This window comes from Rhizobium sp. CNPSo 3670 (assembly GCF_057784555.1).
The window spans coordinates 177,640-201,408 of sequence record NZ_JBXSOL010000002.1; the positions used below are offsets into that span (position 1 = coordinate 177,640).

A 23,769-nucleotide genomic window follows, 5' to 3' on the forward strand; every position below is an offset into this window, starting at 1 on the left:
ACCCGCAAGCGCAGGCTCCGGCCTCCAGCTTAACTTACTTCAGCTTGTCTTCGGTGTAGTAACCGCTGTCGATCAGGACCTGCTTGTAGTTGGTCTTGTCGACGGCAACCGGCTTCAGCAGATAGGACGGTACGACCTTGACGCCGTTGTCGTAGGTCTTGGTGTCGTTGACCTCGGGCTCCTTGCCGGACATGACAGCATCGACCATGGAAACCGTGACCTTGGCGAGTTCGCGGGTGTCCTTGAAGATCGTCGAGTGCTGTTCGCCAGCGATGATCGACTTGACCGACGGGATTTCAGCGTCCTGGCCGGTGACGATCGGCAGCGGCTGGCTGGCAGTGCCGTAACCAACGCCCTTCAGCGAGGAGATGATGCCAATCGAGAGGCCGTCATAGGGAGACAGGACGGCGTCGACCTTGGCGTCGGTATAGTTGGCCGAGAGCAGGTTGTCCATGCGGGCCTGGGCCGTTGCCGGATCCCAACGCAGCGTGCCGACCTTGTCCATGCCGGTCTGGCCGGACTTCACGACGAGCTTGCCCGAGTCGATGTAGGGCTGCAGGACGGACATGGCGCCATCATAGAAGAAGAAGGCGTTGTTATCATCCGGCGAACCGCCGAAGAGTTCGATGTTGAACGGGCCCTTGCCGTCCTTGAGGCCGAGACCGTCAACGATGGAGTTGGCCTGAAGAACGCCGACCTGGAAGTTGTCGAAGGTGGCGTAGTAGTCGACGTTTGCCGAATCGCGGATCAGGCGGTCATAAGCAATGACCTTGATGCCGGCATCATGGGCCTTCTGGAGAACGTCGGACAGCGTCGTGCCGTCGATCGAAGCGATGACGAGAACCTTGACGCCCTTGGTCACCATGTTTTCGATCTGCGACAGCTGGTTCGGAATGTCATCGTCGCCATACTGCAGGTCGGTGCCGTAACCGGCGGCCTGCAGTTGCTTGACAATGTTGTTGCCGTCGTCGATCCAGCGAGCCGAAGCCTTGGTCGGCATTGCAATGCCGACGGTGCCCTTGTCCGCGGCCATCGCCGGTGCAACGAATGAAGCGACGCCGAAGGCAGCCGCAGCCATCAATGAGATAATGGATTTCATTTCTCTCTCCCTTGTTAATAGAGCAGCGGACGAAAAATCGCCCGCCCCGAAACTGTGGCAGGTTCCGTATTGGATAGTTACTTCAGATGGTGAGAAACGAAGTAGGTCTCCTCCACGATCTCACACGTGTTGAGTGCCAACCAGCACACGGCGGCAAACTGGTATGGATTCCTATAACTGTCAAATAGAATAAGTGGTAATGTGCATAACAATTTTGGTATATCGTTAAAAAGTATTACTTTTGATGGAGGGCAGTGGGGAGGCTGCAACCATGACGATCGTTTCAGAGCCCGTTTTGATGGATCACGTCGATATCCACAGCGACAATTTTGGCGACGACAGCTTTCTCCGTTCGGGACTTAAGCTGAATCACCTGCGCATTATCGTCGCAATCGAAGATAGTGGACAGATTTCCGCAGCCGCAGAAGTTCTCAACATCTCACAGCCCGCCGCATCGCGCATGCTGTCGGAAATGGAGGCGATTACCAAGACATCGCTCTATGAGCGCGTCGCCCGCGGCGTGGTGCTGACGACCTTCGGTGCGGCGCTTGCCAGACGCGCCCGCAAGATCCTTCTGGAGTTGCGAGAGGCGAGCCGCGAGATCGGCGAATTGAAGAGCGGCAAGGGCGGCTCGGTCTTCATCGGTGCGGTGACGGCGCCGGCCATGAGCCTCGTCGTGCCGGCGATCGACAGGGTGCGCAAGGCCTATCCTGGAATCGAGATCAACATCCAGGTGGAGACGAGCAACGTGCTCGCCCGCGAACTGCTTGCCGCCCGTCACGACTTCATCATCGGCCGCATTCCCGACGACCTCAACCCGCGCCTGTTCGAGGTGAAAGAGATCGGCGTCGAACGGGCCTGCCTGATCGTGCGCAACCGCCATCCGCTCTTGAAAAGGAAGAAGACCAGCAGCCTTATCGATGTCCGGGATTACGACTGGGTGTTCCAGCCGCCGGGCACGCTGCTGCGCCGCACGATCGAGGACATCTTCCTGTCACACGACGTGGCACTGCCGGAGAACATCGTCAACACCTCGTCGCTGTTGCTCACCTGCGCCATCGTCTGCGAAACCGATGCGATCGCCCCCGTCGCCGTCGACGTCGCCCATTTCCTCGCAAGCCAAGGCGCGAGGGCGTCCGACGTGCGCATGCTGCCGATCGATTTCGACATCAACGTCAAGCCCTACAGCCTGATCACCGCGAGAGAACGGGCGCTGCCGCCGAGCGCCAAGCTGCTCTACAACATCATCATCGAGGAGAGCCGCAAGCAGGCCGGTTAGATCCCCGGCGCCGGGCCGCGGTTCTCGGACGACAGATGCTCCACCGATTTAACCCGGCAAGCCCTGCGCCATCTTGCCAGGATCTAATGTCTTCGAGAGGAAGGCGCATGCTGTTCGGACAATCGGTATTTCAATCAGTGCTCGAGCGGCTGAGGGCGGAAGAAGAACCGGCCGAAGAGACGCAAGCGCCGGCTGCCCACCGCGTTTCCGGGCTTGCCACCGGCCTCGCATTCGATGTCATGCAAGGCATCTCGGTCGCCTCGCAGCGGATTGGCGAAGCCTATTTCGATAATCTGGGCGGCGGGCCTGCGGCCGAGGAGGCTCCCCCACCGCAGCCGGAGCCCGTCATGCCGAACCATCTCGCCCGCATTGCCCCCGAAGAGATCGCCATCGAACTGGCGATCGCTGCCGCCGATACGCAACAGACGCTGAACGAGAAGCGGCGCGCCTTTGCCAAGGCCAATCATCCTGATGGTGTCGCAGCGCCTTTCCGCGACAATGCCAACAGGCGCATGATGGTCGCCAATCTGCTGATCGACGAGGCGATGCGCCGCCTGCCGCGTAGCTGAAAACTGTCTCCCATGCAGGCAAATTTTCCGGGCTTTGAGGAGCCGTCGATTTGCGACAGCTATGTGTGCTGCTTTTCTGTTGCGTCTATGGATTCGACCTCGGCTACGGAAGTGATTAAAAAGCTCAGCTTAGGCTTGGCGATCCTGCTTATCGTCGGATACGCGCTGGGGCTGCTGTTCACTCTCAAGACGCATCGGGAGTTTTTTGCTGCCGCCGAGCATGCCGCGACCGACGAAACCCCGTGGCCGATTGGGCTGGCGCTGTCCACGCTGGCCGGTGTCACGATACTGGTCGCGCTGGTCAGCGAGATCTTCGTCGAGTCGGTGCAGGAGGCTGCCAAGGTTTTTGGAATGACACCTGCCTTCGTCGGTTTCATCGTCGTCGCACTGGTGGGCGGCGCAGCCGAAATGGCTTCGGCATTTTCCGGTGCACGAAGGCTTAAATTTTGCGAAAGACTTAGCAGACCAGCTGCTGACGAAGCTGATGAAAGCGGAAAATCTTGTCGTGCTCGGGCCCCATCGGCCGGGTGCCCAACCGAACGTTCCACAGTTCAATCTGCAGGGAAGCGTGGTTATCGAGGGATCGGCCTTTCCTGGAGTCTGACGAAGCCCATCAAGGATGTCTCCATGGCCTAGCGTTTCAGATCATATGTTTGATGGGATGCGCGAAGCTCCGCCAAGGTTTTGCCGACGCAGGTGCCTCCACCTTCGCCGCCGATCGCCTTGGCCTTGCCGTCAAGGGTGATCGTGCCGGCGATGCGTTCGGACGCCTGATAGGTTGCAACGCCATCCTGCGAGATGCGTGACAAGTAGAAGGTGTGGTAGGTTTCATTGTACTTGCACTGGATGACCAACGGAAATTGCTCAAACAGATCGTCTTGAGCCTGTACGGCGAGTAGAAAGGTCACCAGCCACAGCAGACCCGCAACGCATGTAGTGACCGCGGCATTCGATCTCCGGCCGAATAAGTATCTCATTGTTCAACCCCTCTTTGAACGATCGATCTTCAATCCATCGCGGCTTTTGCTTCCGTGCTTCTGCATTACCTTGTTCCCGAAGCGCCCCCGACGTCCGGGCGACATGCGTCAGGTGGCGAGCGCGATGAGCGCATCACGATCCAGAAGGCGAACGACACGCTGCAGCTTGCCTTTCAGGCAAAGGACGCCTTTTTCGCGGAGTTTCGTGAAGCAGCGGGCAACCGTCTCGACTGTCAGCCCGAGATAGTCGGCGACATCGCTGCGCGACATCATCATGTCGAATTCCAGATCTTTCGGATGACGGTCGGCCATTTCACAAACGAAAGCCGCGACCCGCTTCAGCGCACTTTGCTCAGTGATGACGAGTTGCTTGTGCTGCGCCTTTGCGAGGTTCGTCAGGGCGATGTGAAGAAGATCGACAGGAACGACTGCGTTCTGATTGGTTCGAAAGGGCTTGATGGAGGTCTCGCAGACGGCTTCCGCGAAGTCGGTTCGAACATTCGTTTCAAGGCCGAACCATTCGCCCTCGCCGCAAAATGCTAGGATATATCGCTGTCCACTGGCCATCAGGCGATAAATTCGCACCGCACCGGTTTCGACCTGATAGATCGCAAGTGCATGTTCGCCTTCGCTGTAGATTGTCTCGTTGGCCTTGAGCTTGATCGACTGATCTTTGGTTGTTCCGACAGCTGTTCCGTGTCGACTGGCCGGAATTGCCGTTTGCCTTATGGTCGCGTGGTGTTGAAGCATATGCGTTGCCCCCCAAATCCGCTTGGCAACATAACCAATCGCCGCCTGCCCCGATATTCGAGAAACCCCTTAAGTATCGCTACGGAAGCCTGGTCACCGACAGCTCTCTGCCGCGGCGCCTGGCCTATCGGGCAGGCGCCCAAGCACCGTGGCCGGAAAGGGCCTTGGCGTTTTCGATAGGCTGCGCTACCGCAATGGCCATTCGCATGAGCTCCGCCAGATTACGGGCGCCCATTTTCGCCATCACATTGGCGCGGTGGACTTCGACGGTGCGTGCACTGATACCAAGCTGATACGCGATCATCTTGTTCTGCAAGCCATCAAGAACGCCGGCCAGAACCTGGTGTTCGCGCTCCGTGAGCTGGCGAAGCCGTGCTGCAACGCTCTCGGAATCTGCGATGATCCCACCCGAGCGCTTCTGTCCTACCGCCGCGTTGATCGCCGCTATCAGCGCCTCTTCTCTGACGGGCTTTTCAAGGAAATCCGATGCGCCGGCCTTCATTGCCCGGACGGCGGCGGCGATGTCGCCCTGAGCGGTAATGACAATGACCGGAACGTTCAGTCTCAAACGGCGCAGGCGCTGGAGCAGCTCGATGCCATCAATTTCGGGCATGCGCAGGTCCGTCACGAGGCAGCTTCGTCTCGAAAGCGGCAACAGTTCCAGAAAGGCTTTGGCAGAACTATGCGTCCGAACGGCGAAACCTGCCGATACCAACAGAAACGTCAAAGATCGCCTGAGCGACTCCTCGTCATCGACGAGATGGATCGTAAGGTCGTTTGCCATTGGTTGTTGTCTCCAGCAGCGGAAGGGAAAACGAAAGGATGGAACCGCCATCCCTTTGATTTTGCGCGCTTATGCGGCCGCCATGCGCCTCGATGATGCGCTTGGACAGTGCCAGGCCCATGCCGAGGCCGCGCGGTTTGCTGGTTACGAAGGGACGAAACAGCGCCTCTTCGATATCGGCCGCAATTCCGCAGCCGTTGTCGGACACGTCGACAATGAGACGGGATAAATCGTCGGTTCTGGTTCGGATGGTGATATGCGGCCGCGCAATACCGTCGGTAGCCTCCACGGCGTTGCGAACAAGGTTCGTCAGCACCTGCACGATCTGGACACGGTCGGCAAGCACGACATCCCGCTCCGCTTCGAGCCGAAAATCGGCGCAAAGGCCGTTTCGCTGTGATCCGGCAAGCGCGAAAGCCGTCGCCTCATGGATGAGCGCGTGCATCGCCTCAATCTTTCTCTCTTCGGCGCCGCGCTTCGCGAATTCCCCGATGTTCTGCACGATTTTTCCCGCCCACAGGGCGTGCTGCGTAATCTCGGACAAGGCCTCACGGAGTTCTTCGCCGTGGCCACGACGATCCTTCCTCACAAGCAGCTCGCAACCTTGCGCGTATGCCGCGATCGATGTCAGCGGCTGGGCAAGTTCGTGAGCCAGGGTCGATGCCATCTCCCCGAGCGCAACTATTCTGGCGACACGGGCAAGCTCACGCTGAAGCTCCTGAACACGCTGCAAAGTCTCGCGCTCCGTGCGGAAGTCCTCGAAGATCACCGCAGAGAAGTGTCCTTTGCCACCCTGCTCTCTGATGATCGTCAGGACGCTTGGAAATTGAACGCCGCTTCTGGTCATCGCCATACCGGCCCGCACCACTCCGCGGTCCGCCCAACGTCCCTTCAACGGTACATCCGGCGTCGGATACCAGACAAGGTCGATCCTCTGACCCTGCAATTCGTCTTCCTCATAACCGAACAACGCCACAGCAGCCCTGTTGCAGGCCGAAATTCGGTGGCAATCGGTGACGAAGAATACCGCGTCAGGCAGCTGTTGATAGAATTGCCGGATCCAGTCCGTCGACGGTCCGTCATCCTCCTCGCGCAAAGCGCCTGGCCGGTCGCGGCGCGTCATGCGAGATTCTATGAACGAGGTCCTTCCCGCGACGTCCGGTTCAGTGCTATCGCATTCGTCAACATGCGGCGCCTCCATCTTGATAGTCACGATGGTTTCCTCCGCCCTTTGAGCCGGTCAGCCCCTTGACGGGCTTTTTGCCTCTCACAAGACTTGAGATTACCACTTTTGGAAAAAGGGTCGGTGTAGTATCGCGTAGCCTCTATGGGTATCTCCGTGCAAATGACCGGTCGAAAGGCCTGACCTGCCTCGGTTTTGATCGGCTGCTTGCATTGATCCGGCTCAATGCCGCGGCCTCATTCTTCCGCTACTCTTATAGGCGATTGGTACACGGCCACCAATGAGCAGGAAGATCGGAAGGGCGGGATGATGATGTTGTTACGCCGCCGCCCGCAAAACGCCAGCTGGAAAAGCTGTTCCGGACGAGCAACCGGGTTGCCTACGAATAGCACCGTATCCGATCGACGCTCGTGCATCATCGGGGAGGGATCGGTGATGTGGCGGTTGGTGGTCGAAGCGCCCTTCGACGAGGATATCGAGCTCGCCGTCATAGACGGCGATGGTATCCATGCCCTGGTTTTTCCCTGCCAGCGCTTCACAAGCGGATGGGCCAATGCCCTGACGGGCGAGATCCTGGACGTTCATCCCACCCATTGGCGCCCATGGCAGATACCGCGAAATGATCTGTCCGATCTTCACTGAGCGCTTCCAGGTGCTGGGCGGCGCCGGGCTCAAATGCTGCACCGCACCTTGTCTGCAATCAATGACATGAGTGGACCGGCCAAAATATTCTGATGCGGTTCAAAGAGCCGGCCGCGCGGCCGCTATCCCCTATGGCTGGAAGGAGGACTACATGCGTGGTTTCGGTGTTCATTCTGAGGTCGGAAAGCTGAGAACAGTCATGGTCTGTCGACCATCCCTGGCTCATCAGCGCCTGACGCCTGCAAACTGCCATGATCTTCTTTTTGACGATGTTCTCTGGGTCCATGAGGCGCAGAAGGACCACTACGATTTCGTCTTGAAGATGCAGGAAAGAGGGGTCGAGGTTCTCGAGCTCCACGAGCTGCTTGGTCAGACGCTCTCAAACAAGCAGGCGCGCGATTTCATTCTCGATCGGCGGATAACCCCGAACGTGCTTGGCTCGCAGGTTGCCGAGGCGATGCGGCCATGGCTCGACGAAATGCCGGCCACACAGCTTGCCGCATTCATGATCGGCGGCATCGCAATCTCCGACCTGCCCGATGTCAAGGCCAAGGCATTGATGCTCAGCGCCTTGCCGGAAAGCGATTTCGTCATCCCACCAATCCCCAACACGCTGTTCCAACGCGACCCCTCCTGCTGGATTTACAACGGTGTGACCTGCAATCCGATGTTTTGGCCCGCGCGGCGTGCCGAGACATTGGTTCAGCGTGCCATCTACAAATTTCATCCAATCTTCCAGGGCGGCGGTTTCCAGATCTGGTGGGGTGATGCCGACCATCAATTCGCCAACGCCTCGATGGAAGGCGGCGACGTCATGCCGATCGGCAACGGCACGGTGCTGATCGGCATGGGCGAGCGCACCACCTATCAGGCCGTCGGCCAGGTGGCTCAGGCCCTTTTCAGAAGCAAGGCGGCGAAACGGGTGATCGGCTGCCTGATGCCGAAGAGCCGCGCGGCAATGCATCTCGATACGGTTTTCAGCTTCTGCGACCGCGACGTCGTTACGCTGTTTGCCGAGGTGGTCGACCAGATCCGCTGCTACAGCATCCATCCCAAGGACGACGACGGCACATTCGAGATCCATCTCGAAAATACGCCGATGCTCGATGTCGTCGCCGAAGCGCTCGACCTGCCGAAGCTACGAACCGTCGAGACCGGCGGCAATTCCTATCAGGCCGAACGCGAACAATGGGACGACGGCAACAATGTCGTTGCACTCGAACCCGGCGTCGTCGTCGCCTACGACCGAAACACCTACACGAATACGCTGCTGCGCAAGGCGGGTGTCGAGGTCATCACCATTCGCGGCTCCGAACTCGGACGTGGCCGTGGTGGCGGGCACTGCATGACGTGCCCAATCTGGCGCGACCCCGCTTACTGACCTTCCATCCACGAACCAGACGACGGAGCAAGACCATGAGTTTCAATCTGCGCAATCGATCGCTTCTGACCGTGCAGGACTATACGCCGCGGGAATTCCGCTATCTCCTCGATCTCGCCCGCGATCTGAAGCGGGCCAAATATGCCCGCACCGAGCAGGAGCATCTGAAGGGCAAGGAAATCTGCCTGATCTTCGAGAAAACCTCGACAAGAACGAGATGCGCCTTCGAAGTCGCCTGCTCGGACCAGGGCGCCAACGTGACCTATCTCGATCCGTCCGGCTCACAGATCGGCCACAAGGAATCCTTTAAGGACACGGCGCGGGTGCTGGGGCGCATGTATGATGCGATCGAATATCGCGGCTCCGCCCAGAAGGGAGTGGAGACGCTGGCAAAATACGCCGGCGTCCCGGTCTATAATGGCCTGACCGATGAGTATCATCCGACGCAGATGATCGCAGACGTCATGACCATGCGCGAGCACAGCGACAAGCCGATCGCTGAGATCAAATATGCCTATGTCGGCGACACCCGCTCGAATATGGGGCATTCCCTGCTGATCGTGGGCTGCCTACTCGGCATGGATGTGCGCATCTGCGGCCCGAGATCGCTGTGGCCTTCGGAAGAATACATGAAGATCGCCAGGGATTTGCAGCAGGCCTCGGGCGCGCGGCTCCTGGTTACCGAAGATCCGAGAGAGGCGGTCAAGGACGTCGATTTCATCCACACCGACGTCTGGGTCTCGATGGGCGAGCCGAAGGACGTCTGGCGCGAACGCATCAAGCTGCTCACCCCTTACCAAGTCAATCAGGACCTGATGAAGGCGACCGGCAATCCGCAGACCAAGTTCATGCATTGCCTGCCGGCATTCCACGACACCGAGACAACGCTCGGCAAGCAGATTGCCGAAGATTACGGCATGGAGAACGGGCTCGAAGTGACCAACGACGTCTTCGAATCCGAAGCCAACGTCGCCTTCGAACAGGCAGAAAACCGCCTGCACACGATCAAGGCCCTACTCGTTGCAACCTTGGGAGATTAGCATGCGTGTGGTCATTGCGCTTGGCGGCAACGCGCTTCTCCGGCGCGGGGAAGCGATGACCGCCGATACCCAGAGGCGGAACGCGCGCATCGCCGCTGAGGCGATCGCGCCCCTGGCGGCCGAACACGAGATCGTCGTAACCCACGGCAACGGGCCGCAGGTCGGGCTGCTCGCGCTCCAGGGGGCGGCCTACAAACCAGAAGAGGCCTATCCGCTCGATGTTCTCGGCGCCGAGACCGAGGGCATGATCGGCTATATGCTGGAGCAGGAGCTGGGCAATCTCCTGCCGTTCGAGCAGCCCTTGGCAACGCTTCTCACCATGGTTGAAGTCGACGCCGAGGATCCCGGTTTCCAGAATCCTACCAAATTCGTCGGGCCGGTCTACGACAAGGGCGAGGCGGATCGGATCCGCACGGAGAAGGGTTGGGTGTTCAAGCAGGACGGCGAAAAATGGCGACGTGTCGTCGCCTCGCCGGCGCCGAAGCGCATCTTCGAGATCCGGCCCGTGCGCTGGCTTCTGGAGCAGCGCACCATCGTCATCTGTGCCGGCGGCGGCGGAATTCCAACGATGTACGAAAAGGGCGCCGATCGAAAACTGATCGGCGTCGAGGCCGTGATCGACAAGGATCTGTGCTCGGAACTGCTGGCGCGAGAACTCCAGGCCGATCTTTTGATCATGGCGACGGATGCCGAGGCTGTGTGCATCGATTGGGGCAAGCCGTCACAGAAGGCGATCCACCGCGCTCGTCCTGACGATCTCGCCCAGTTCTCCTTCCCGGCCGGCTCTATGGGGCCGAAGGTCGATGCTGCCTGCCATTTTGCCCGGGCAAACGGCAAGACGGCCGCAATCGGCTCTCTTGCCGAAATCGCCGGGATGGTGCGCGGCGACCGCGGGACGATCATCAACGAGCGTTTTGACACCCTGAGCTGGCATGCCTGAGGGCCCGGTCGATCAGGCAAACTTATCCTGAGACGGCAGCGGTTGCGTTACCGCGCTCGCTGCCGTCTCCTTGTCTGTCGCGCCAGCCGCATTGCGTCTTTGCCAGACATAGACGGGGATGCCGAGCATCAGCAGCACGAGGCCGTAGAGCACCGGTTCGGCGCCGGAGCCGTAAAGGGTGAAGATCGCAAAGAGGAACGCGATGAGCTCGATCGCGCTTGCCCGCGGCATTCGCCCTTCAGACACGCCCCCAATGAGGCATCTGGCAAGCGCGCAGAAAGCATAGGGAACGACGGCGGCCATGGTGCTGAGCCCGACCATCAGCCGATAGACGGCGGCAAAGCCTTCGGAACCGAGCGCCTGGACGAGCACGAGGAGCGTTGCGAAGGAGGCCGAGATGATCATGCCCCACGCCGGCACGCCTCGCGGGGAAAGCCGGGCAAACAGCGGCGGAAACAGTCCGTCGCGGGCAGCAGCCATCGGAACCTGCCCCATCAGCAGGGTCCAGCCGTTGAGCGCGCCGATCGAGGAGACCAGAACTGCAAGCGAGATCGCCAACTCGCCGGTGCGTCCCCACATGATCCCCGCCGCCTGGGAAAATGGCGCGACAGACTGAGCGAGCTGTTCTCGCGGTACGAGGCCCATCACCACGATCGTGCCGAGCACATAGAGGGCAGCGGCGATGGAAATGCCGAGCACGGTGGATCGCGGGATTGTCCGCTCCGCGTTCTCCACGTCGCCGGCTGGAACGGTCGCCGATTCCAGCCCCAGATAAGCAAACATGGTGAGGGGCGCCAGTGTCGCAAAGGACTGCAGCAGCGGCTGACCGCTCGGATTGAATTCGGCGAAATGCGACGTATCGATGTAGAGAAGGCCGATAATGGCAACGGCGCCGAACGGCAGCAGCTTGGCGTAAGTCGTGACCTGCGCGAAGACACCCGCCGCGTGAACGCCGCGAAGATTGACCAGCACGATCGCCCAGATCACACCGAGCGTCAACACGGTCGCGGCGAAGCGGTTGGCGAGAGCAGGGAAGAGATCGACCATCACGCCGGCAAAGGCAATCGCGATGACGGGCAGAGATGTCCATATCGAGATCCAGTAACCCCAGGCGATCAGAAAGCCGGCGAAATCGCCATAGGCGAGTCTGGTATAGGCGTAGGGGCCGCCGACAGCGGGCACGAGGCTCGCCAGACGCGCGAAGGTCAGACCCAGGCAAATCGCGCCGGCGCCCATGATGATCCAGACGACAATCGCAAGGTTGCCATAGGGCGCAACCGCGGCCGGTGAAAGATAAAAGCCTGATCCCACCATATTGCCGACCACAATGGCGGTGCAGGCAGCAAGTCCGAGGCTCTTGCCATTTGGCGAGGTTGTCATGGTTCCCTCCGAGAGATGCCCTTTCCGGTGCCGATGTCGCCTCGGACATCGGCTCTCGGTGACAATCTTCCACTCAAAGGATGGGCGCCGCAATCCGGTTCAATGCGTAGTGGGGCGACCGCCTGAACAGTTGCGTTGACCTCAGGCGTCGCGCTTTCGGAAAATCTGGTTGCTGTCCGTAGTCCAGTTGTTGGAGGATCATTGATCCTACTCAATGCCGAGCTCCTGCGCATGAGCTATCTTCCGCAACCGAACATCAATCAGTCCTCGGGAGTTAGAGTGATGAAGATGGCCATGATAATTGGACTTGCCGTAGTAACTGCCGTCGCTGGGATTGCGCCGGTCGAGGCTCAACAGACTCGACGTGAATATCGGAGGATGAACTGGAGCGAGAACCTGCCTGACGCGGTGCGAGCTTACCACGACAGGCGATTCACGATCGTCAGTTATCGAGTTGCAGATTTTTCAGAGACCGGCTCACATCCTACACCGGGAAGCGAAGAGCATGTCAAAGCCATAAGAGACGCGATTCGCTCGAACAAATGGCTCGTAGCGCAGCTCAAGACGAAGAAACTCACTGCGAACGACATCGAATGGGTTTCGCGGGCCCGCAATGGCAACATGACTTTCTACACAAAATGACCGGTCTCCGCCAGGCTAACTTCAGGCTGCAGCAGGCCACACGGCCTCCTTGTCGACCCCACCGTTTCAAACCGCGCCTCAGCGACCAGCGTAAGTACTAGCGCTCGGCTCGAAAATCGCTTCCGGTTTTCGGGCCGATGCTTAGATTGAGTATTGGGGCTGCGGATGTCGAGGCGGGGCAAGTGTTAAGCGAGCAAGGGTTTCTCCGGACATCGATTGCAGCGACCGTCGTGGTCGCCACGCTTGGCGTCGTCTTCGGCATTTTTTCCGGCTCCTTCTCGATCGCCTTCGACGGCGTTTATTCGCTGGCTGATGCGGCGATGACCGGACTGGCGCTCTGGGTTTCCAGCCTGATCCTGAAGTCGACGCAGAGCGACGCTCGATCCGGCAGAATCCGGAACCGTTTCACCATGGGATTCTGGCATCTCGAGCCCATCGTGCTGATGCTCAACGGCTGCCTGTTGATGACGGTTGGCATCTATGCGCTGATCAGCGCGATCATCAGCATCTTAAACGGCGGTCACGAACTGCGCTTCGGCGTGGCGATCGCCTATTCTGCGGCGACCCTGCTCGTTTGCGCCGCCATGGCCTTCCTCGGCGTCAGAGTGAATGCCCACACCAAATCCGATTTCATCTCGCTCGACATCAAGCCTGGATCATGTCGGGCGGCATTGCGCTTGCCCTGCTCATTGCATTCCTAATTGGCATGGCCGTGCAGGCGACCCCGGCTGCCTGGCTTGCTAGCTATATGGACCCGGCGGTTCTGGCGCTGGTTTGCCTCATCATGATTCCGCTTCCGATTGGCGTCGTTTGGAGGTCGTTGACGGAGATCCTGCTGATCGCCCCTGTCGACCTCCAGGAGCACGTCGATCGTGTCGCCTCGGAAACGGTCCGCCGCCTCGGCTTCCTCTACCACCGCTCCTATGTTGCCCGGGTCGGCCGCGCGATGCAGATCGAACTTTATTTCATCGTCCCTCAAGGCCTTCCTGCAAAGACCGTGGAGGAGTGGGACGCGCTCCGCGACGAGATAGGGAACGCGATCGGCGACGAAAGCGCCAATCGCTGGCTGACGATCGCCTTCACCGCCGATGCGGAGTGGGCCGAATAGCCTAATCAAAATCCAAGTTCCCCCGACGACGTCGAAATGCTTCGGGTCACCTTGATTGCAATCAAGGACGCTGCACGACCCGTCATGTACGATCCTCCAACCTGAGATGCACGCGGGCTGCATGGCGGCCGCAGCCTTTGACGTCCGGTTCTGGAGGAACGCATGGAATTCCAGATGGCATTTCCGATAGCCGTTATCGACGAGGATTTTGACGGCAAGAGCGCTGCCGGACGCGGTATGCGCGACCTCGCTGCCGCCATCGAAAGGGAAGGGTTCCGGATCGTTTCCGGCGTTTCCTATGAAGATGCCCGCCGTCTCGTCCATGTCTTCAACACAGAGTCCTGCTGGCTGGTCTCCGTCGACGGCACCGAAGACAAGACAACGCGCTGGCAGGTGCTGGGAGAGGTGCTCGCCGCGAAGCGGCAGAGGAACGACCGCCTGCCGATCTTCCTCTTCGGCGACGACACGACGGCGGAAGACGTGCCGACGCCGGTATTGCGCCATGCCAATGCCTTCTTTCGGCTGTTCGAGGATTCGGCCGAATTCATGGCGCGCGCCATCGCGCAGGCTGCCCGCAACTATCTCGACCGGCTACCGCCGCCGATGTTCAAGGCGTTGATGGATTATACGCTGGAAGGCGCTTATTCATGGCATACGCCCGGCCATGGCGGCGGCATTGCGTTTCGCAAGAGTCCGGTGGGCCAGCTCTTCTACACGTTCTTCGGCGAAAATACGCTGCGATCGGATATTTCCGTATCGGTCGGCAGCATCGGTTCGCTTCTCGATCATGTCGGGCCAATCGCCGAGGGCGAGCGCAATGCCGCGCGCATCTTCGGCACCGATGAAACCCTCTTCGTCGTCGGCGGCACGTCGACTGCCAACAAGATCATCTGGCACGGCATGGTCGGGCGCGGCGATCTCGTCCTGTGCGACCGTAACTGTCACAAATCAATCCTGCATTCCCTCATCATGACGGGCGCCACGCCAATTTATCTGACGCCGTCGCGCAACGGGCTCGGCATCATCGGTCCGATTTCCAAGGATCAGTTCACGCCTGAAGCCATCGCCGGCAAGATCGCCGCCAGCCCTTTTGCCGGACAGACCAGCGGCAAAGTCCGGCTGATGGTCATCACCAACTCGACCTATGATGGCCTCTGCTACAATGTCGATGCGATCAAGGCGTCGCTCGGCGACGCGGTGGAGGTGCTGCATTTCGACGAAGCCTGGTACGCCTATGCCAACTTCCACGAATTCTACGACGGTTTCCACGGGATATCGTCAAACCAGCCGGCACGGTCGAAGAACGCCATCACCTTTGCCACGCACTCGACGCACAAGCTGCTGGCCGCCCTTTCCCAGGCATCGATGATCCATATCCAGCATGCCGAGACCAAGCGTCTCGACATCACCCGCTTCAACGAAGCCTTCATGATGCATACCTCGACCTCGCCGCAATATGGCATCATCGCCTCCTGCGATGTCGCGGCCGCCATGATGGAACAGCCAGCCGGCCGCGCCCTGGTGCAGGAGACGATCGATGAGGCGATCAGCTTCCGCCGGGCGATGAACGCGGTGAGGAAACAGACGGAAGGCACCTGGTGGTTTGACGTCTGGGAGCCGACGGCTGCCGGACAGACGCCGAGCGATACCCGTGCCGATTGGGTCCTGAAGCCGGATGATGCCTGGCATGGTTTTGCCGGCCTTGCCGAAAACCATGTCATGGTCGACCCGATCAAGGTCACAATCCTGTCGCCGGGCCTGTCGGCGAGCGGAGTGATGGATGAGCACGGCATACCGGCTGCCGTTATCACCAAGTTCCTGTCGTCGCGGCGCATTGAGATCGAAAAAACCGGTCTCTATTCCTTCCTCGTGCTTTTCTCGATGGGTATTACCCGCGGCAAATGGAGCACGCTGATCACTGAGCTCCTCAATTTCAAGGATCTCTATGATGCCAACGCGCCGTTGACGCGAGCGCTGCCCGCGCTCGCCGCCGCGCATCAGGAAGCCTATGCCAGCATGGGGTTGAAGGATCTCTGCGCGCAGATCCATGCGATCTACCGCAAAGATGACGTCCCGAAGGCGCAGCGCGCGATGTACACTGCCCTGCCCGAAATGGCATTGCGTCCGGCGGACGCCTATGACCGGCTGGTCAAAGGCAGGATCGAGAGCGTCGAGATTAACAATCTCATGAACCGCATCCTCGCCGTGATGATCGTTCCCTATCCGCCGGGAATTCCGCTGATCATGCCCGGCGAGAGGATCACCCAATCGACGGATCGATTCAGGATTACCTGCTCTACGCCCGCGATTTCGATCGCAAGTTCCCCGGTTTCGAAACCGATATCCATGGTCTTCGCTTCGCTCCCGGCGACGGCGGACGCCGCTATCTCGTCGATTGCATTGCAGAGGAGGCGCCAGAATGATCCCGCGCGATGTGAAGTCTCCAACGGTCGCCATACCGTTCCACAAGCTGCTGAAAATCGTCGCCGTCGTCGACCGCGACAATCCCCAGGCGCAGGAGCTCGTGGCGCAGATCACCGCCCAGGGCTTCGAGGTGGAAGTGCGGGGCGACTATTCAGCCGATGTATCCGAGGATGCCGACGTCGGCGCTTATATCGGCTCGGTCGAGGACGGGCGGCTGCTCTCGGCACGCAGCTTCCTTCGCTGCGTCAGGGAGATCGGTTTTCGCACGCCGATCTGGGCGATGGCCGATACGCTGACCATCGCGGATATGGATGTCGTGGAAATGGCTGGCGAAGTGGATGGGTTCGTCTATCTCGGTCAGCAGACACCAGTCTTCTATGCCAAGCAGATCGTGTCCAGCGCCGTCAACTACGGCAAATCGCTGCTCCCGCCATTCTTCGGCGGCATGATGGCCTATGATGGCGAAGCCAATATCGCCTTTGATTGCCCAGGGCACCAGGGCGGCCAGTTCTATCGAAAGTCACCGGCCGGCCAGCTCTTCTTCAAATATTTCGGCGAAAGCATTTTCCGCAACGACCTCTGCAATGCAGATGTCGATCTCGGCGATCTGCTCATCCATGAAGGGCCTGCCGTCGAAGCTCAGAAAGCGGCGGCGCGCATCTTCGGCGCCGACCGCACCTATTTCATCCTGAACGGCACCAGCACCTCCAACAAGGTGGTAGCGAACGCGGTCTTGCGCAGCGGCGATCTCGTGCTCTTCGATCGCAACAATCACAAGTCGCTGCACCAGGGTGCCCTCGTACAGGCCGGCGCAATCCCGATCTTTCTGCCGACCGCCCGCAACTCCTTCGGCATGATCGGCGCTGTCGACTGGGCGGCCTGGGACGAGGCCTGGCTGCGGCAAAAGATAGAGGAACATCCACTCGTCACCGACAAGAGCCGTGCGCAGGCGGAGAGGCCTTTCCGTCTGGCCTGCATCCAGCTCGCGACCTATGACGGCACGATCTACAATGTCGCCCAGGTGATGGAGAAGCTCGGCCATCTCTGCGACTACGTGCTGTGGGACGAGGCCTGGATCGGCTACAACGCCTTCCACCCCCTCTTTGAGGGTCACAGCCCGATGCGTCTCAAGGATCTCAGGGCTGACATGCCCGGGCTGTTCTCCACGCAATCGGTGCACAAGCAGGGCGCCGGCTTCTCGCAGGCATCGCAGATCCACAAACGCGACGAACATATCAGCGGCCAGCGCCGCTTCGTCGAACATAAGCGCTTCAATGAATCGCTGCTGATGCATGTGTCGACGTCTCCCTTCTACCCGCTGTTCGCCTCGCTCGATGTCAATGCCAAGGTGCATGAGGGCAAGGCTGGCGAGATGCTCTGGGACCGCTGCATCGAACTCGGGATCGAGGTTCGCAAGAAGCTGCGCGGTTTCGTGGAGCATTACGAAACCAAGGCCGCGCACCCGGAAGAGCAGTGGTTCTTCGATCCTTTCGTGCCGGACAGGGTGACGGTTTCGCGCTCGAAGCACACCGGCGATCTTGCCGCCGCCAAGTGGGAAGATGTCCCGACGGAGGTGCTGAAACGCGAGCAGCAATGCTGGCGGTTCGATCCAGAGGCGAGCTGGCACGGTTATTCAGGTTACGCGCCCGGCTACACCATGGTCGACCCCAACAAGCTTGCAATACTGACACCCGGCATCGACCGGAAGACCGGCGAATATCGCGAGTTCGGCATTCCGGCGACCGTCGTCGCCAACTATCTGCGCGAGCAGCGGGTCGTGGCGGAAAAATGCGACTTGAACAGCCTGCTCTTTTTGCTGACGCCGGCTGAAGACGAGAGCAAGCTGAACACGCTGGTCGCCAAGCTCGTCAAGTTCAAAAACCTGTGGGATCGCGACGCACCCTTGCCAGAAGTGCTGCCGACCGTCTTTGCGGCCAATCGCGAGCGTTATGCCGGCTACAGCGTCCGCCAGGTCTGCAGGGAGATGCATTCCTTCTATCGCGAGGCGGGTGTCAAGGAGCTGCAGCGCCTGTGCTTCCGCTCCGAAAGCTTCCCGGAACCGGCAATCGCACCCAAACAGGCCTATGAGGCACTCGTCGCCAACAATGTCGACTATGTGCCGCTGACGGAAGCCGCCGGCCGCATCTCGGCAACCTTGGCGCTGATCTATCCGCCCGGTATCGGCGTGATCGTGCCTGGAGAACGCTGGGACGAGAGGGCGCGGCCGATGCGGGACTATTTCCTCGCCTTCGAAGAATCCTTCAACCGCTTCCCCGGCTTCAATTACGAGGTCCAAGGCGTGTTCCAGGAGCGGATCGATGGGCGGATCAAGTTCCACACATATGTCGTGCGCGAGTAGGGCTGGAGCAGTCATGAAAAGTGCGAAGCGGTTTTTGCGGAAACGACATGTGTGAAAACAGAGAGTTAAAGCGTGAGCCAAGCCAACCTGCAGGATCGCAACGCGCTTTAGGGAGGATTTCGTCATGACCGACAACACGATGCATCTTGCGGCCGAGGCCACAACCAAGAAAAAGATGAACCTGGTGCAGCTCACCTTTATCGTCGCCGTCAACATGATGGGGTCGGGGATCATCATGCTGCCTGCCAATATGGCGCAGGTCGGGGCGATCTCGCTGCTCTCCTGGCTCGTGACCGCCATCGGCTCGATGGCGATCGCCTATGGCTTCGCCCAGGCCGGGCTGTTCAACCAGCGCCCCGGTGGCATGTCCGCCTATGCGGAGGATGCCTATGGGAAGGACGGCTACTTCATGGTGTTCTTCCTGTATTTCCTGTCGCTTGCCGTCGGCAATGTGGCGATCGGCATCTCGGCCGTCGGGTACCTTGCCGGTTTCTTTCCGGTGCTGACCTCGACGCCGATCATGACCTGCCTGGCGCTGATCGTGCTCTTGTGGCTGACCACGGCCGCCAATTTCGGTGGACCGCGCATTACCGGCCGCATCGGCTCGGTCACTGTCTGGGGCGTCATCCTTCCCGTCGGCCTGCTGTCGATCCTCGGCTGGCTCTGGTTCAGCTCCAGTACCTTCGCCGCCGCCTGGAACCCGCAAGGCTTGACACTTGGGCAGGGAATGGGATCGAGCATCTCGCTTACCCTCTGGGCTTTCCTCGGCATGGAGTCCGCGGCGCAGAATTCCGATGCCGTCGAAAATCCCAAGCGTGACGTACCGCTCGCCTGCATGTTCGGCACGCTGGGCGCCGCCGTCATCTACATCCTGTCGACGACGGTCATTCAAGGCATCGTGCCGAATGCGGATCTTGCTACCTCAACGGGACCTTTCGCACTCGCCTATGCCACCATGTTCAATTCCACCATTGGCTCCATCGTCATGGCGCTTGCCGTGCTGGCATGCCTGGGCTCGCTACTCGGATGGCAGTTTACGATCGCGCAGACGGCGAAAACCGCCGCCGATGAGAGAATGTTCCCATCCATATTCTCGCGGGTGAACGAGATGGGGGCTCCCATGGCCGGCATGATCATTCTTGGCATCGTGCAGACATGCCTTGCCTTAATGACCATATCGCCGACTTTGAGCGAACAGTTCTCAGCGCTCGTCAACCTCGCCGTCGTCACCAACGTACTGCCCTATATCATCGCGCTTTCGTCGCTGTTCGTCATGATGAAGGCTGCCCGCGTGCCACAGCCGAAATACCGGCTGAATGCGACCATCGCCCTGGTCGGGATGGCCTACAGCGTCTTCGCCATCTATGCCTCCGGAAAGGATGCGGTGCTCGGCGGCATGATCGTCACAGGCATCGGCTTCATCATCTACGGCTTGATCGCCCCGCGTTTCGCCAGCGGCACGAACCGGCTTCCGGCCGAGTAACAGAGGAGGATCAGACATGTCACGAGAAAATGCTCGGTGGGCGGGTATCACAGCCTCTGTCCTCGCCGCAACGGCTTTGTTTGCCCTCAGCACGCCCACGCAGGCTCAGACGCTCGATCGCGTCAGAACAAGCAGCGCGCTGAAGCTCGGCTACGATCCGGATGCGAGGCCCTTTTCGTTCAATGGCGAACAGGGACGGCCGGATGGCTATGCCGTCGCCCTCTGCAACAAGATTGCCGATAGCCTGAGGGCACAGCTGAACCTGCCGAAGCTCGATGTCGAATGGGTTTCGCTTTCAGGCGACGTCAAGACACGAGCGATAGAGAGCGGTACCGCTGATATTGTCTGCGGTGCGGAGCCGGTGACATTGACGCGCCGGCAGCAGGTGTCGTTTTCCATCCCGATCTTCCCGAGCGGCACCGGCGCGCTCCTGAGCGCCAGCTCGCCGCTGGCCTTGCGGGAAGTGCTGCAGTATGGCGAACCTTCGACCCGCCCCGTCTGGCGCGGTTCACCGGCGCGCACGATCCTCGAGCACAAGACCTTCTCCTCAATTGCCGGCACGACGAGCGAAGGCTGGCTAAGCGACAGGATCAAGACTTTTCAACTCGCTGCGACGGCTGCGCCGGTCGACAATTACCAGCAGGGGATCGAGCGCGTCGTAGATGGCAGTTCGGCGGTGCTCTTCGGCGACATGCCAATCCTGATGGATGCCGCCGCCCGCAGTGACAATTCCGGCAATCTGATCGTCCTGCAGCGCCATTTCACCTACGAACCGCTCGGCCTTGAGCTCGCGCGCGGCGATGAGGACTTCCGCCTTGCCGTCGATCGCGCGCTCAGCCAGGCCTATGCCGGGCCGGATTTCCGGACATTCTTCACAACCTGGTTCGGGCCGCCGGACGAAGGGACCGTGACATTTTTCCAGCAAACAGCGCTGCCGGAATAGCACTGCGACGGATCGAGCCGCCAAACACGTGGCGTGCTCCGGAGCGGACCATATTGATCTGCAAACCCGCTGAACGGCTGAAGTAACTGAACGGGAGCGACGGGGTGAGTCTTCTCTGGAAAGAAATCCGTCACAATCCCATGCTGTGGCTGCTCGCCGCGGTGCCGGTGGTCTTCGTCGCTGCGGGCGTTGCCCCCGAGGCTCATACGGTGCTCTTCATCCTGTCGGTGCTTGCCGTGATACCCCTGGCTGGGCTCCTCAGTCACGCTACCGAATCCGTTGCGGCGAAAACCGGCGACGCCGCTGGCGGGCTGCTCAATGCCACGCTTGGCAATCTGACGGAGCTCGTCATCGCGCTGACGGCCTTAAGTGCAGGCCAATATACGCTGGTAAAATCATCGGTTGCCGGTGCGATCGTCACCAACACCTTGTTCATGCTGGGGGCATCGTTTTTGCTCGGCGGCCTCAAACATCACAGCCAGGAATTCAACCGAGCCAATGCGCGTCTTCAGGCCGGTCTGCTCTTCCTCGCCACGATCGGCCTGCTGATGCCATCGGCGGTTGCGTCAATGGATTCGACCTCGGCTACGGAAGTGATCAACAAGCTCAGCTTAGGCTTGGCGGTCCTGCTTATCGTCGGATACGCGCTGGGACTGCTGTTCACCCTCAAGACGCATCGGGAGTTTTTTGCTGCCGCCGAGCACGCCGAGACCGACGAAACCCCGTGGCCGATCGGGGTGGCGCTGACCACACTCGCCGGTGTGACGATACTGGTCGCCCTGGTCAGCGAAATCTTCGTCGAGTCGGTGCAGGAGGCTGCCAAGGTTTTTGGAATGACGTCCGCCTTTGTCGGTTTCATCGTCGTAGCACTGGTGGGCGGCGCAGCCGAAATGGCTTCGGCATTTTCCGGTGCACGCAAGAACCGCCTCGACCTGAGCGTGGGCATAGCGCTTGGAAGCGCCTCGCAGATAGCCCTTTTCGTGGCGCCCGTGCTGGTGCTGTTGAGCTACGTCATCGGGCCGACGCCGATGGATCTGCAGTTTTCTCCGGGCGTGGTCGTCATGGTTTTGCTGGCGACCATGACGGCGATGTTCGTCACCAACAGCGGGCGTTCAGCGTGGTTCGTCGGCATATTGGTGCTGATGGTTTACATGATCTTCGCCACGACTTTGTATGTTTTGCCCGATCGGGGCTCTTGAGGCCGCATAATGGCTTGGCAAACAAACTGCGCGAGATCGACGTGAGGCTCGGTTGCCGGCGATAATGCTGCGTAAGTCTGACCAATGCCCTGATCCAACTGCAGGAAGGCCGGAAGGTGTCGGTAAGAGCTGGCCGAAAGTCGAGCCATAGACGGATGCGGCGCCTGTTTTTCATCGCGCTCGCAACGCAGCTTCGTGTGATCTGGCCAATCGTGTCAGGGATCGTCTCCCTGATGGTCGGATCCGGGCTTGCAATCTGGCGTATCGAAAACTGGCGCATTGACGAAGCGATGTATTTCACTTTCGTCACCGGCCTGACGATCGGCTACGGCGATTTTACCCCCAAACATATTACGTCGCGGATTTTGGCGCTGGTGATCGGCTTTGCGGGCATCGTGCTGACCGGCGTCGTCGCGGCCGTTACGGTGAAAGCTCTGAATGCGGACGACCAGGAGCCTTGATTCCTGCTCTGCTGCGCTATTGCAACGGCGTCGCCGGCGGCCGGACTTAGTTCTCAATCATTGCGCAAGACGCGCCCGGGAGTGCCGCTCAGTTACGTATTGCTACGGAAGTCCAGAGCCATCAGCGGGTGTATAAGGCAACAGGTAGCGTCGCGGGAGGGCTCGATGGTATCGGATGAGGGAAGAACCAGCCCCGCACATCACGATCCCGCAGCCGTTCGCGAGCAGCTCGATCGCATCCTCGCCAGTCCCGAATTTCATGCTCCCGAGCGTGGGAGGCGTTTCCTGCAATATATCGTCGAAGAGATGCTGGAAGGACGCGGCGAACAGCTCAAGGCCTATACGATTGCGCAGGCGGTTTTCGGGCGCGACGCCTCTTTCGATGCGCAGAATGACCCGGTCGTGCGCATCGAGGCGGGGCGGATTCGCCGCGCGCTCGAGCGATATTACCTCGTCAGCGGAAGAAGCGATCCGATCGGTATAACCATCCCCAAAGGAGGCTATTCGCCGCATTTTTCAAGCACCAATGGCACCTCGAATTCCGGCGTTGGAACGAATTCTCAAAACCCCGGAAACAAGCAGGGCGGTCTTGATCGGCCGATCGCCTACCGCGATCTTCTGCTGCCGATTGGCCTACCGGCGCTGTTGGGCGTGATCGCGATTCTGGCTGTCATCCGCCCGTTGGAATCTTATTTTTCAAGGCCAAAGGCGCCGCCGGCGCCCGCCGCGTCGACGCTTGCAAGCAAGGCCAGCATCGTCGTCGAGCCCTTCGCGGCTCTCGGCGGCAGCTCCGAAGGCTTAAATTTTGCGAAAGGCTTAGCAGACCAGCTGCTGACGAAGCTGATGAGAGCGGAAAATCTTGTCGTGCTCGGGCCCGATCGGCCAGGTGCCCAACCGATCGTTCCACAGTTCAATCTGCAGGGAAGCGTGGTTATCGAGGGATCGGCCCTTCATCTGCATGTCCGCCTGATCAATGGCGCCGACGGCACGGTCATATGGGCAAATCGATATGATCGCGAGCTCCAAGGCCGGACCATTCTCGATATCGAGGACGAGATCGCCATGCAAATCGCTCTGGAAATTGCGGAAAGCCGCAAGCAGAGCACCACACCGCCCGATCGATAAG

General features: G+C 59.9%; 19 protein-coding genes and 3 pseudogenes. 16 read left to right on the forward strand and 6 right to left on the reverse strand.

Translation table 11 applies throughout. The features are described from left to right. Positions 1-34: 34 nt before the first annotated feature. Positions 35-1,099: a multiple monosaccharide ABC transporter substrate-binding protein gene (gene chvE / locus AC13QO_RS02555; RefSeq protein ID WP_488539836.1), complete on the reverse strand. Its 1,065-nt coding sequence runs from the start codon at positions 1,097-1,099 to the stop codon at positions 35-37. Positions 1,100-1,370: 271 nt separating this feature from the next. On the opposite strand from chvE, the gene AC13QO_RS02560 reads away from it, so the two are divergent. From AC13QO_RS02560 to AC13QO_RS02570, 3 genes and pseudogenes are all read left to right on the forward strand, one after another. Next, the gene (locus AC13QO_RS02560; protein WP_488539837.1) at positions 1,371-2,378 is read left to right on the forward strand and encodes a LysR family transcriptional regulator; all 1,008 of its coding nucleotides are present in this window, start codon (positions 1,371-1,373) and stop codon (positions 2,376-2,378) included. A gap of 107 nt (positions 2,379-2,485) precedes the next feature. Beyond that, entirely contained in the window at positions 2,486-2,947 is a 462-nt protein-coding gene (locus AC13QO_RS02565) for a hypothetical protein (protein ID WP_285195641.1), read from the forward strand. 111 nt (positions 2,948-3,058) lie between these two features. Next, positions 3,059-3,385 (forward strand): annotated as a pseudogene (locus tag AC13QO_RS02570) (calcium/proton exchanger); the annotation flags it as partial. A 194-nt stretch (positions 3,386-3,579) separates the two neighbouring features. Here the strand turns inward: AC13QO_RS02570 and AC13QO_RS02575 are convergent. From AC13QO_RS02575 to AC13QO_RS02590, 4 genes are all read right to left on the reverse strand, one after another. Next, positions 3,580-3,924 (reverse strand): hypothetical protein, encoded by a 345-nt coding sequence (locus tag AC13QO_RS02575; protein ID WP_085779022.1) that lies wholly within the window; start codon positions 3,922-3,924, stop codon positions 3,580-3,582. A gap of 108 nt (positions 3,925-4,032) precedes the next feature. Then, a complete protein-coding gene (locus AC13QO_RS02580) occupies positions 4,033-4,674 on the reverse strand; it encodes a helix-turn-helix domain-containing protein (RefSeq protein ID WP_488539838.1) in 642 nt (213 codons plus the stop codon). A gap of 124 nt (positions 4,675-4,798) precedes the next feature. Beyond that, complete coding sequence (gene fixJ, locus AC13QO_RS02585; protein WP_285195640.1) at positions 4,799-5,458, reverse strand: response regulator FixJ; 660 nt, start codon at positions 5,456-5,458, stop codon at positions 4,799-4,801. Beyond that, positions 5,424-6,671 (reverse strand): sensor histidine kinase, encoded by a 1,248-nt coding sequence (locus tag AC13QO_RS02590; RefSeq protein WP_488539839.1) that lies wholly within the window; start codon positions 6,669-6,671, stop codon positions 5,424-5,426. Before AC13QO_RS02590 ends, fixJ begins: the two co-directional genes overlap by 35 nt. A 405-nt stretch (positions 6,672-7,076) precedes the next feature. Between AC13QO_RS02590 and AC13QO_RS02595 the strand changes: the two genes are divergently transcribed. The 4 genes from AC13QO_RS02595 (at position 7,077) to arcC (ending at position 10,644) form a co-directional block, all read left to right on the forward strand. After that, positions 7,077-7,283, forward strand: a complete 207-nt coding sequence (locus AC13QO_RS02595) for a hypothetical protein (protein ID WP_085779026.1) — start codon at positions 7,077-7,079, stop codon at positions 7,281-7,283. A gap of 151 nt (positions 7,284-7,434) precedes the next feature. Then, positions 7,435-8,664, forward strand: a complete 1,230-nt coding sequence (gene arcA, locus AC13QO_RS02600; protein ID WP_488539840.1) for an arginine deiminase — start codon at positions 7,435-7,437, stop codon at positions 8,662-8,664. A gap of 35 nt (positions 8,665-8,699) precedes the next feature. Next, complete coding sequence (locus AC13QO_RS02605; protein WP_097597043.1) at positions 8,700-9,704, forward strand: ornithine carbamoyltransferase; 1,005 nt, start codon at positions 8,700-8,702, stop codon at positions 9,702-9,704. A gap of 1 nt (position 9,705) precedes the next feature. After that, on the forward strand, positions 9,706-10,644 hold the full coding sequence (arcC, locus tag AC13QO_RS02610) for a carbamate kinase (RefSeq protein WP_085779029.1): 939 nt from the start codon (positions 9,706-9,708) through the stop codon (positions 10,642-10,644). Between the two features lie 12 nt (positions 10,645-10,656). Here arcC and AC13QO_RS02615 read toward each other — a convergent pair whose 3' ends face one another. Then, a complete protein-coding gene (locus tag AC13QO_RS02615) occupies positions 10,657-12,024 on the reverse strand; it encodes an amino acid permease (protein ID WP_488539841.1) in 1,368 nt (455 codons plus the stop codon). Between the two features lie 294 nt (positions 12,025-12,318). Here AC13QO_RS02615 and AC13QO_RS02620 point away from each other — a divergent pair, with 294 nt between their 5' ends. The 9 genes and pseudogenes from AC13QO_RS02620 (at position 12,319) to AC13QO_RS02660 (ending at position 23,768) form a co-directional block, all read left to right on the forward strand. Beyond that, entirely contained in the window at positions 12,319-12,666 is a 348-nt protein-coding gene (locus AC13QO_RS02620; protein WP_350223863.1) for a hypothetical protein, read from the forward strand. Between the two features lie 137 nt (positions 12,667-12,803). Beyond that, positions 12,804-13,774 (forward strand): annotated as a pseudogene (locus AC13QO_RS02625) (cation diffusion facilitator family transporter). Positions 13,775-13,936: 162 nt separating this feature from the next. Next, positions 13,937-16,197: pseudogene (locus tag AC13QO_RS02630) on the forward strand (Orn/Lys/Arg family decarboxylase). Then, positions 16,194-18,557 (forward strand): ornithine decarboxylase, encoded by a 2,364-nt coding sequence (gene speC / locus AC13QO_RS02635; protein ID WP_488539842.1) that lies wholly within the window; start codon positions 16,194-16,196, stop codon positions 18,555-18,557. The pseudogene AC13QO_RS02630 and the gene speC overlap by 4 nt, the downstream one beginning before the upstream one ends. A 124-nt stretch (positions 18,558-18,681) precedes the next feature. Then, positions 18,682-20,040, forward strand: a complete 1,359-nt coding sequence (gene potE / locus AC13QO_RS02640) for a putrescine-ornithine antiporter (protein WP_488539843.1) — start codon at positions 18,682-18,684, stop codon at positions 20,038-20,040. A 16-nt stretch (positions 20,041-20,056) separates the two neighbouring features. Further along, positions 20,057-20,983 carry an amino acid ABC transporter substrate-binding protein gene (locus tag AC13QO_RS02645; RefSeq protein WP_488539844.1) on the forward strand — a complete coding sequence of 309 codons (927 nt, stop codon included), beginning with the start codon at positions 20,057-20,059 and terminating at the stop codon, positions 20,981-20,983. Between the two features lie 104 nt (positions 20,984-21,087). Continuing rightward, a complete protein-coding gene (cax, locus tag AC13QO_RS02650) occupies positions 21,088-22,182 on the forward strand; it encodes a calcium/proton exchanger (RefSeq protein WP_085780154.1) in 1,095 nt (364 codons plus the stop codon). A 155-nt stretch (positions 22,183-22,337) separates the two neighbouring features. Beyond that, a complete protein-coding gene (locus tag AC13QO_RS02655; RefSeq protein WP_085779036.1) occupies positions 22,338-22,643 on the forward strand; it encodes a potassium channel family protein in 306 nt (101 codons plus the stop codon). Between the two features lie 165 nt (positions 22,644-22,808). Beyond that, positions 22,809-23,768 (forward strand): hypothetical protein, encoded by a 960-nt coding sequence (locus AC13QO_RS02660; RefSeq protein ID WP_488539845.1) that lies wholly within the window; start codon positions 22,809-22,811, stop codon positions 23,766-23,768. Position 23,769: the final 1 nt, after the last annotated feature.

Excerpts from the sequence above, each read along its gene's own strand:
- chvE (WP_488539836.1), bottom strand. The coding sequence starts at position 1,099 with ATGAAATCCATTATCTCATTGATGGCTGCGGCTGCCTTCGGCGTCGCT.
- AC13QO_RS02560 (WP_488539837.1), top strand. The coding sequence starts at position 1,371 with ATGACGATCGTTTCAGAGCCCGTTTTGATGGATCACGTCGATATCCAC.
- AC13QO_RS02565 (WP_285195641.1), top strand. The coding sequence starts at position 2,486 with ATGCTGTTCGGACAATCGGTATTTCAATCAGTGCTCGAGCGGCTGAGG.
- AC13QO_RS02575 (WP_085779022.1), bottom strand. The coding sequence starts at position 3,924 with ATGAGATACTTATTCGGCCGGAGATCGAATGCCGCGGTCACTACATGC.
- AC13QO_RS02580 (WP_488539838.1), bottom strand. The coding sequence starts at position 4,674 with ATGCTTCAACACCACGCGACCATAAGGCAAACGGCAATTCCGGCCAGT.
- fixJ (WP_285195640.1), bottom strand. The coding sequence starts at position 5,458 with ATGGCAAACGACCTTACGATCCATCTCGTCGATGACGAGGAGTCGCTC.
- AC13QO_RS02595 (WP_085779026.1), top strand. The coding sequence starts at position 7,077 with ATGTGGCGGTTGGTGGTCGAAGCGCCCTTCGACGAGGATATCGAGCTC.
- arcA (WP_488539840.1), top strand. The coding sequence starts at position 7,435 with ATGCGTGGTTTCGGTGTTCATTCTGAGGTCGGAAAGCTGAGAACAGTC.
- AC13QO_RS02605 (WP_097597043.1), top strand. The coding sequence starts at position 8,700 with ATGAGTTTCAATCTGCGCAATCGATCGCTTCTGACCGTGCAGGACTAT.
- arcC (WP_085779029.1), top strand. The coding sequence starts at position 9,706 with ATGCGTGTGGTCATTGCGCTTGGCGGCAACGCGCTTCTCCGGCGCGGG.
- AC13QO_RS02615 (WP_488539841.1), bottom strand. The coding sequence starts at position 12,024 with ATGACAACCTCGCCAAATGGCAAGAGCCTCGGACTTGCTGCCTGCACC.
- AC13QO_RS02620 (WP_350223863.1), top strand. The coding sequence starts at position 12,319 with ATGATAATTGGACTTGCCGTAGTAACTGCCGTCGCTGGGATTGCGCCG.
- speC (WP_488539842.1), top strand. The coding sequence starts at position 16,194 with ATGATCCCGCGCGATGTGAAGTCTCCAACGGTCGCCATACCGTTCCAC.
- potE (WP_488539843.1), top strand. The coding sequence starts at position 18,682 with ATGACCGACAACACGATGCATCTTGCGGCCGAGGCCACAACCAAGAAA.
- AC13QO_RS02645 (WP_488539844.1), top strand. The coding sequence starts at position 20,057 with ATGTCACGAGAAAATGCTCGGTGGGCGGGTATCACAGCCTCTGTCCTC.
- AC13QO_RS02655 (WP_085779036.1), top strand. The coding sequence starts at position 22,338 with ATGCGGCGCCTGTTTTTCATCGCGCTCGCAACGCAGCTTCGTGTGATC.
- AC13QO_RS02660 (WP_488539845.1), top strand. The coding sequence starts at position 22,809 with ATGGTATCGGATGAGGGAAGAACCAGCCCCGCACATCACGATCCCGCA.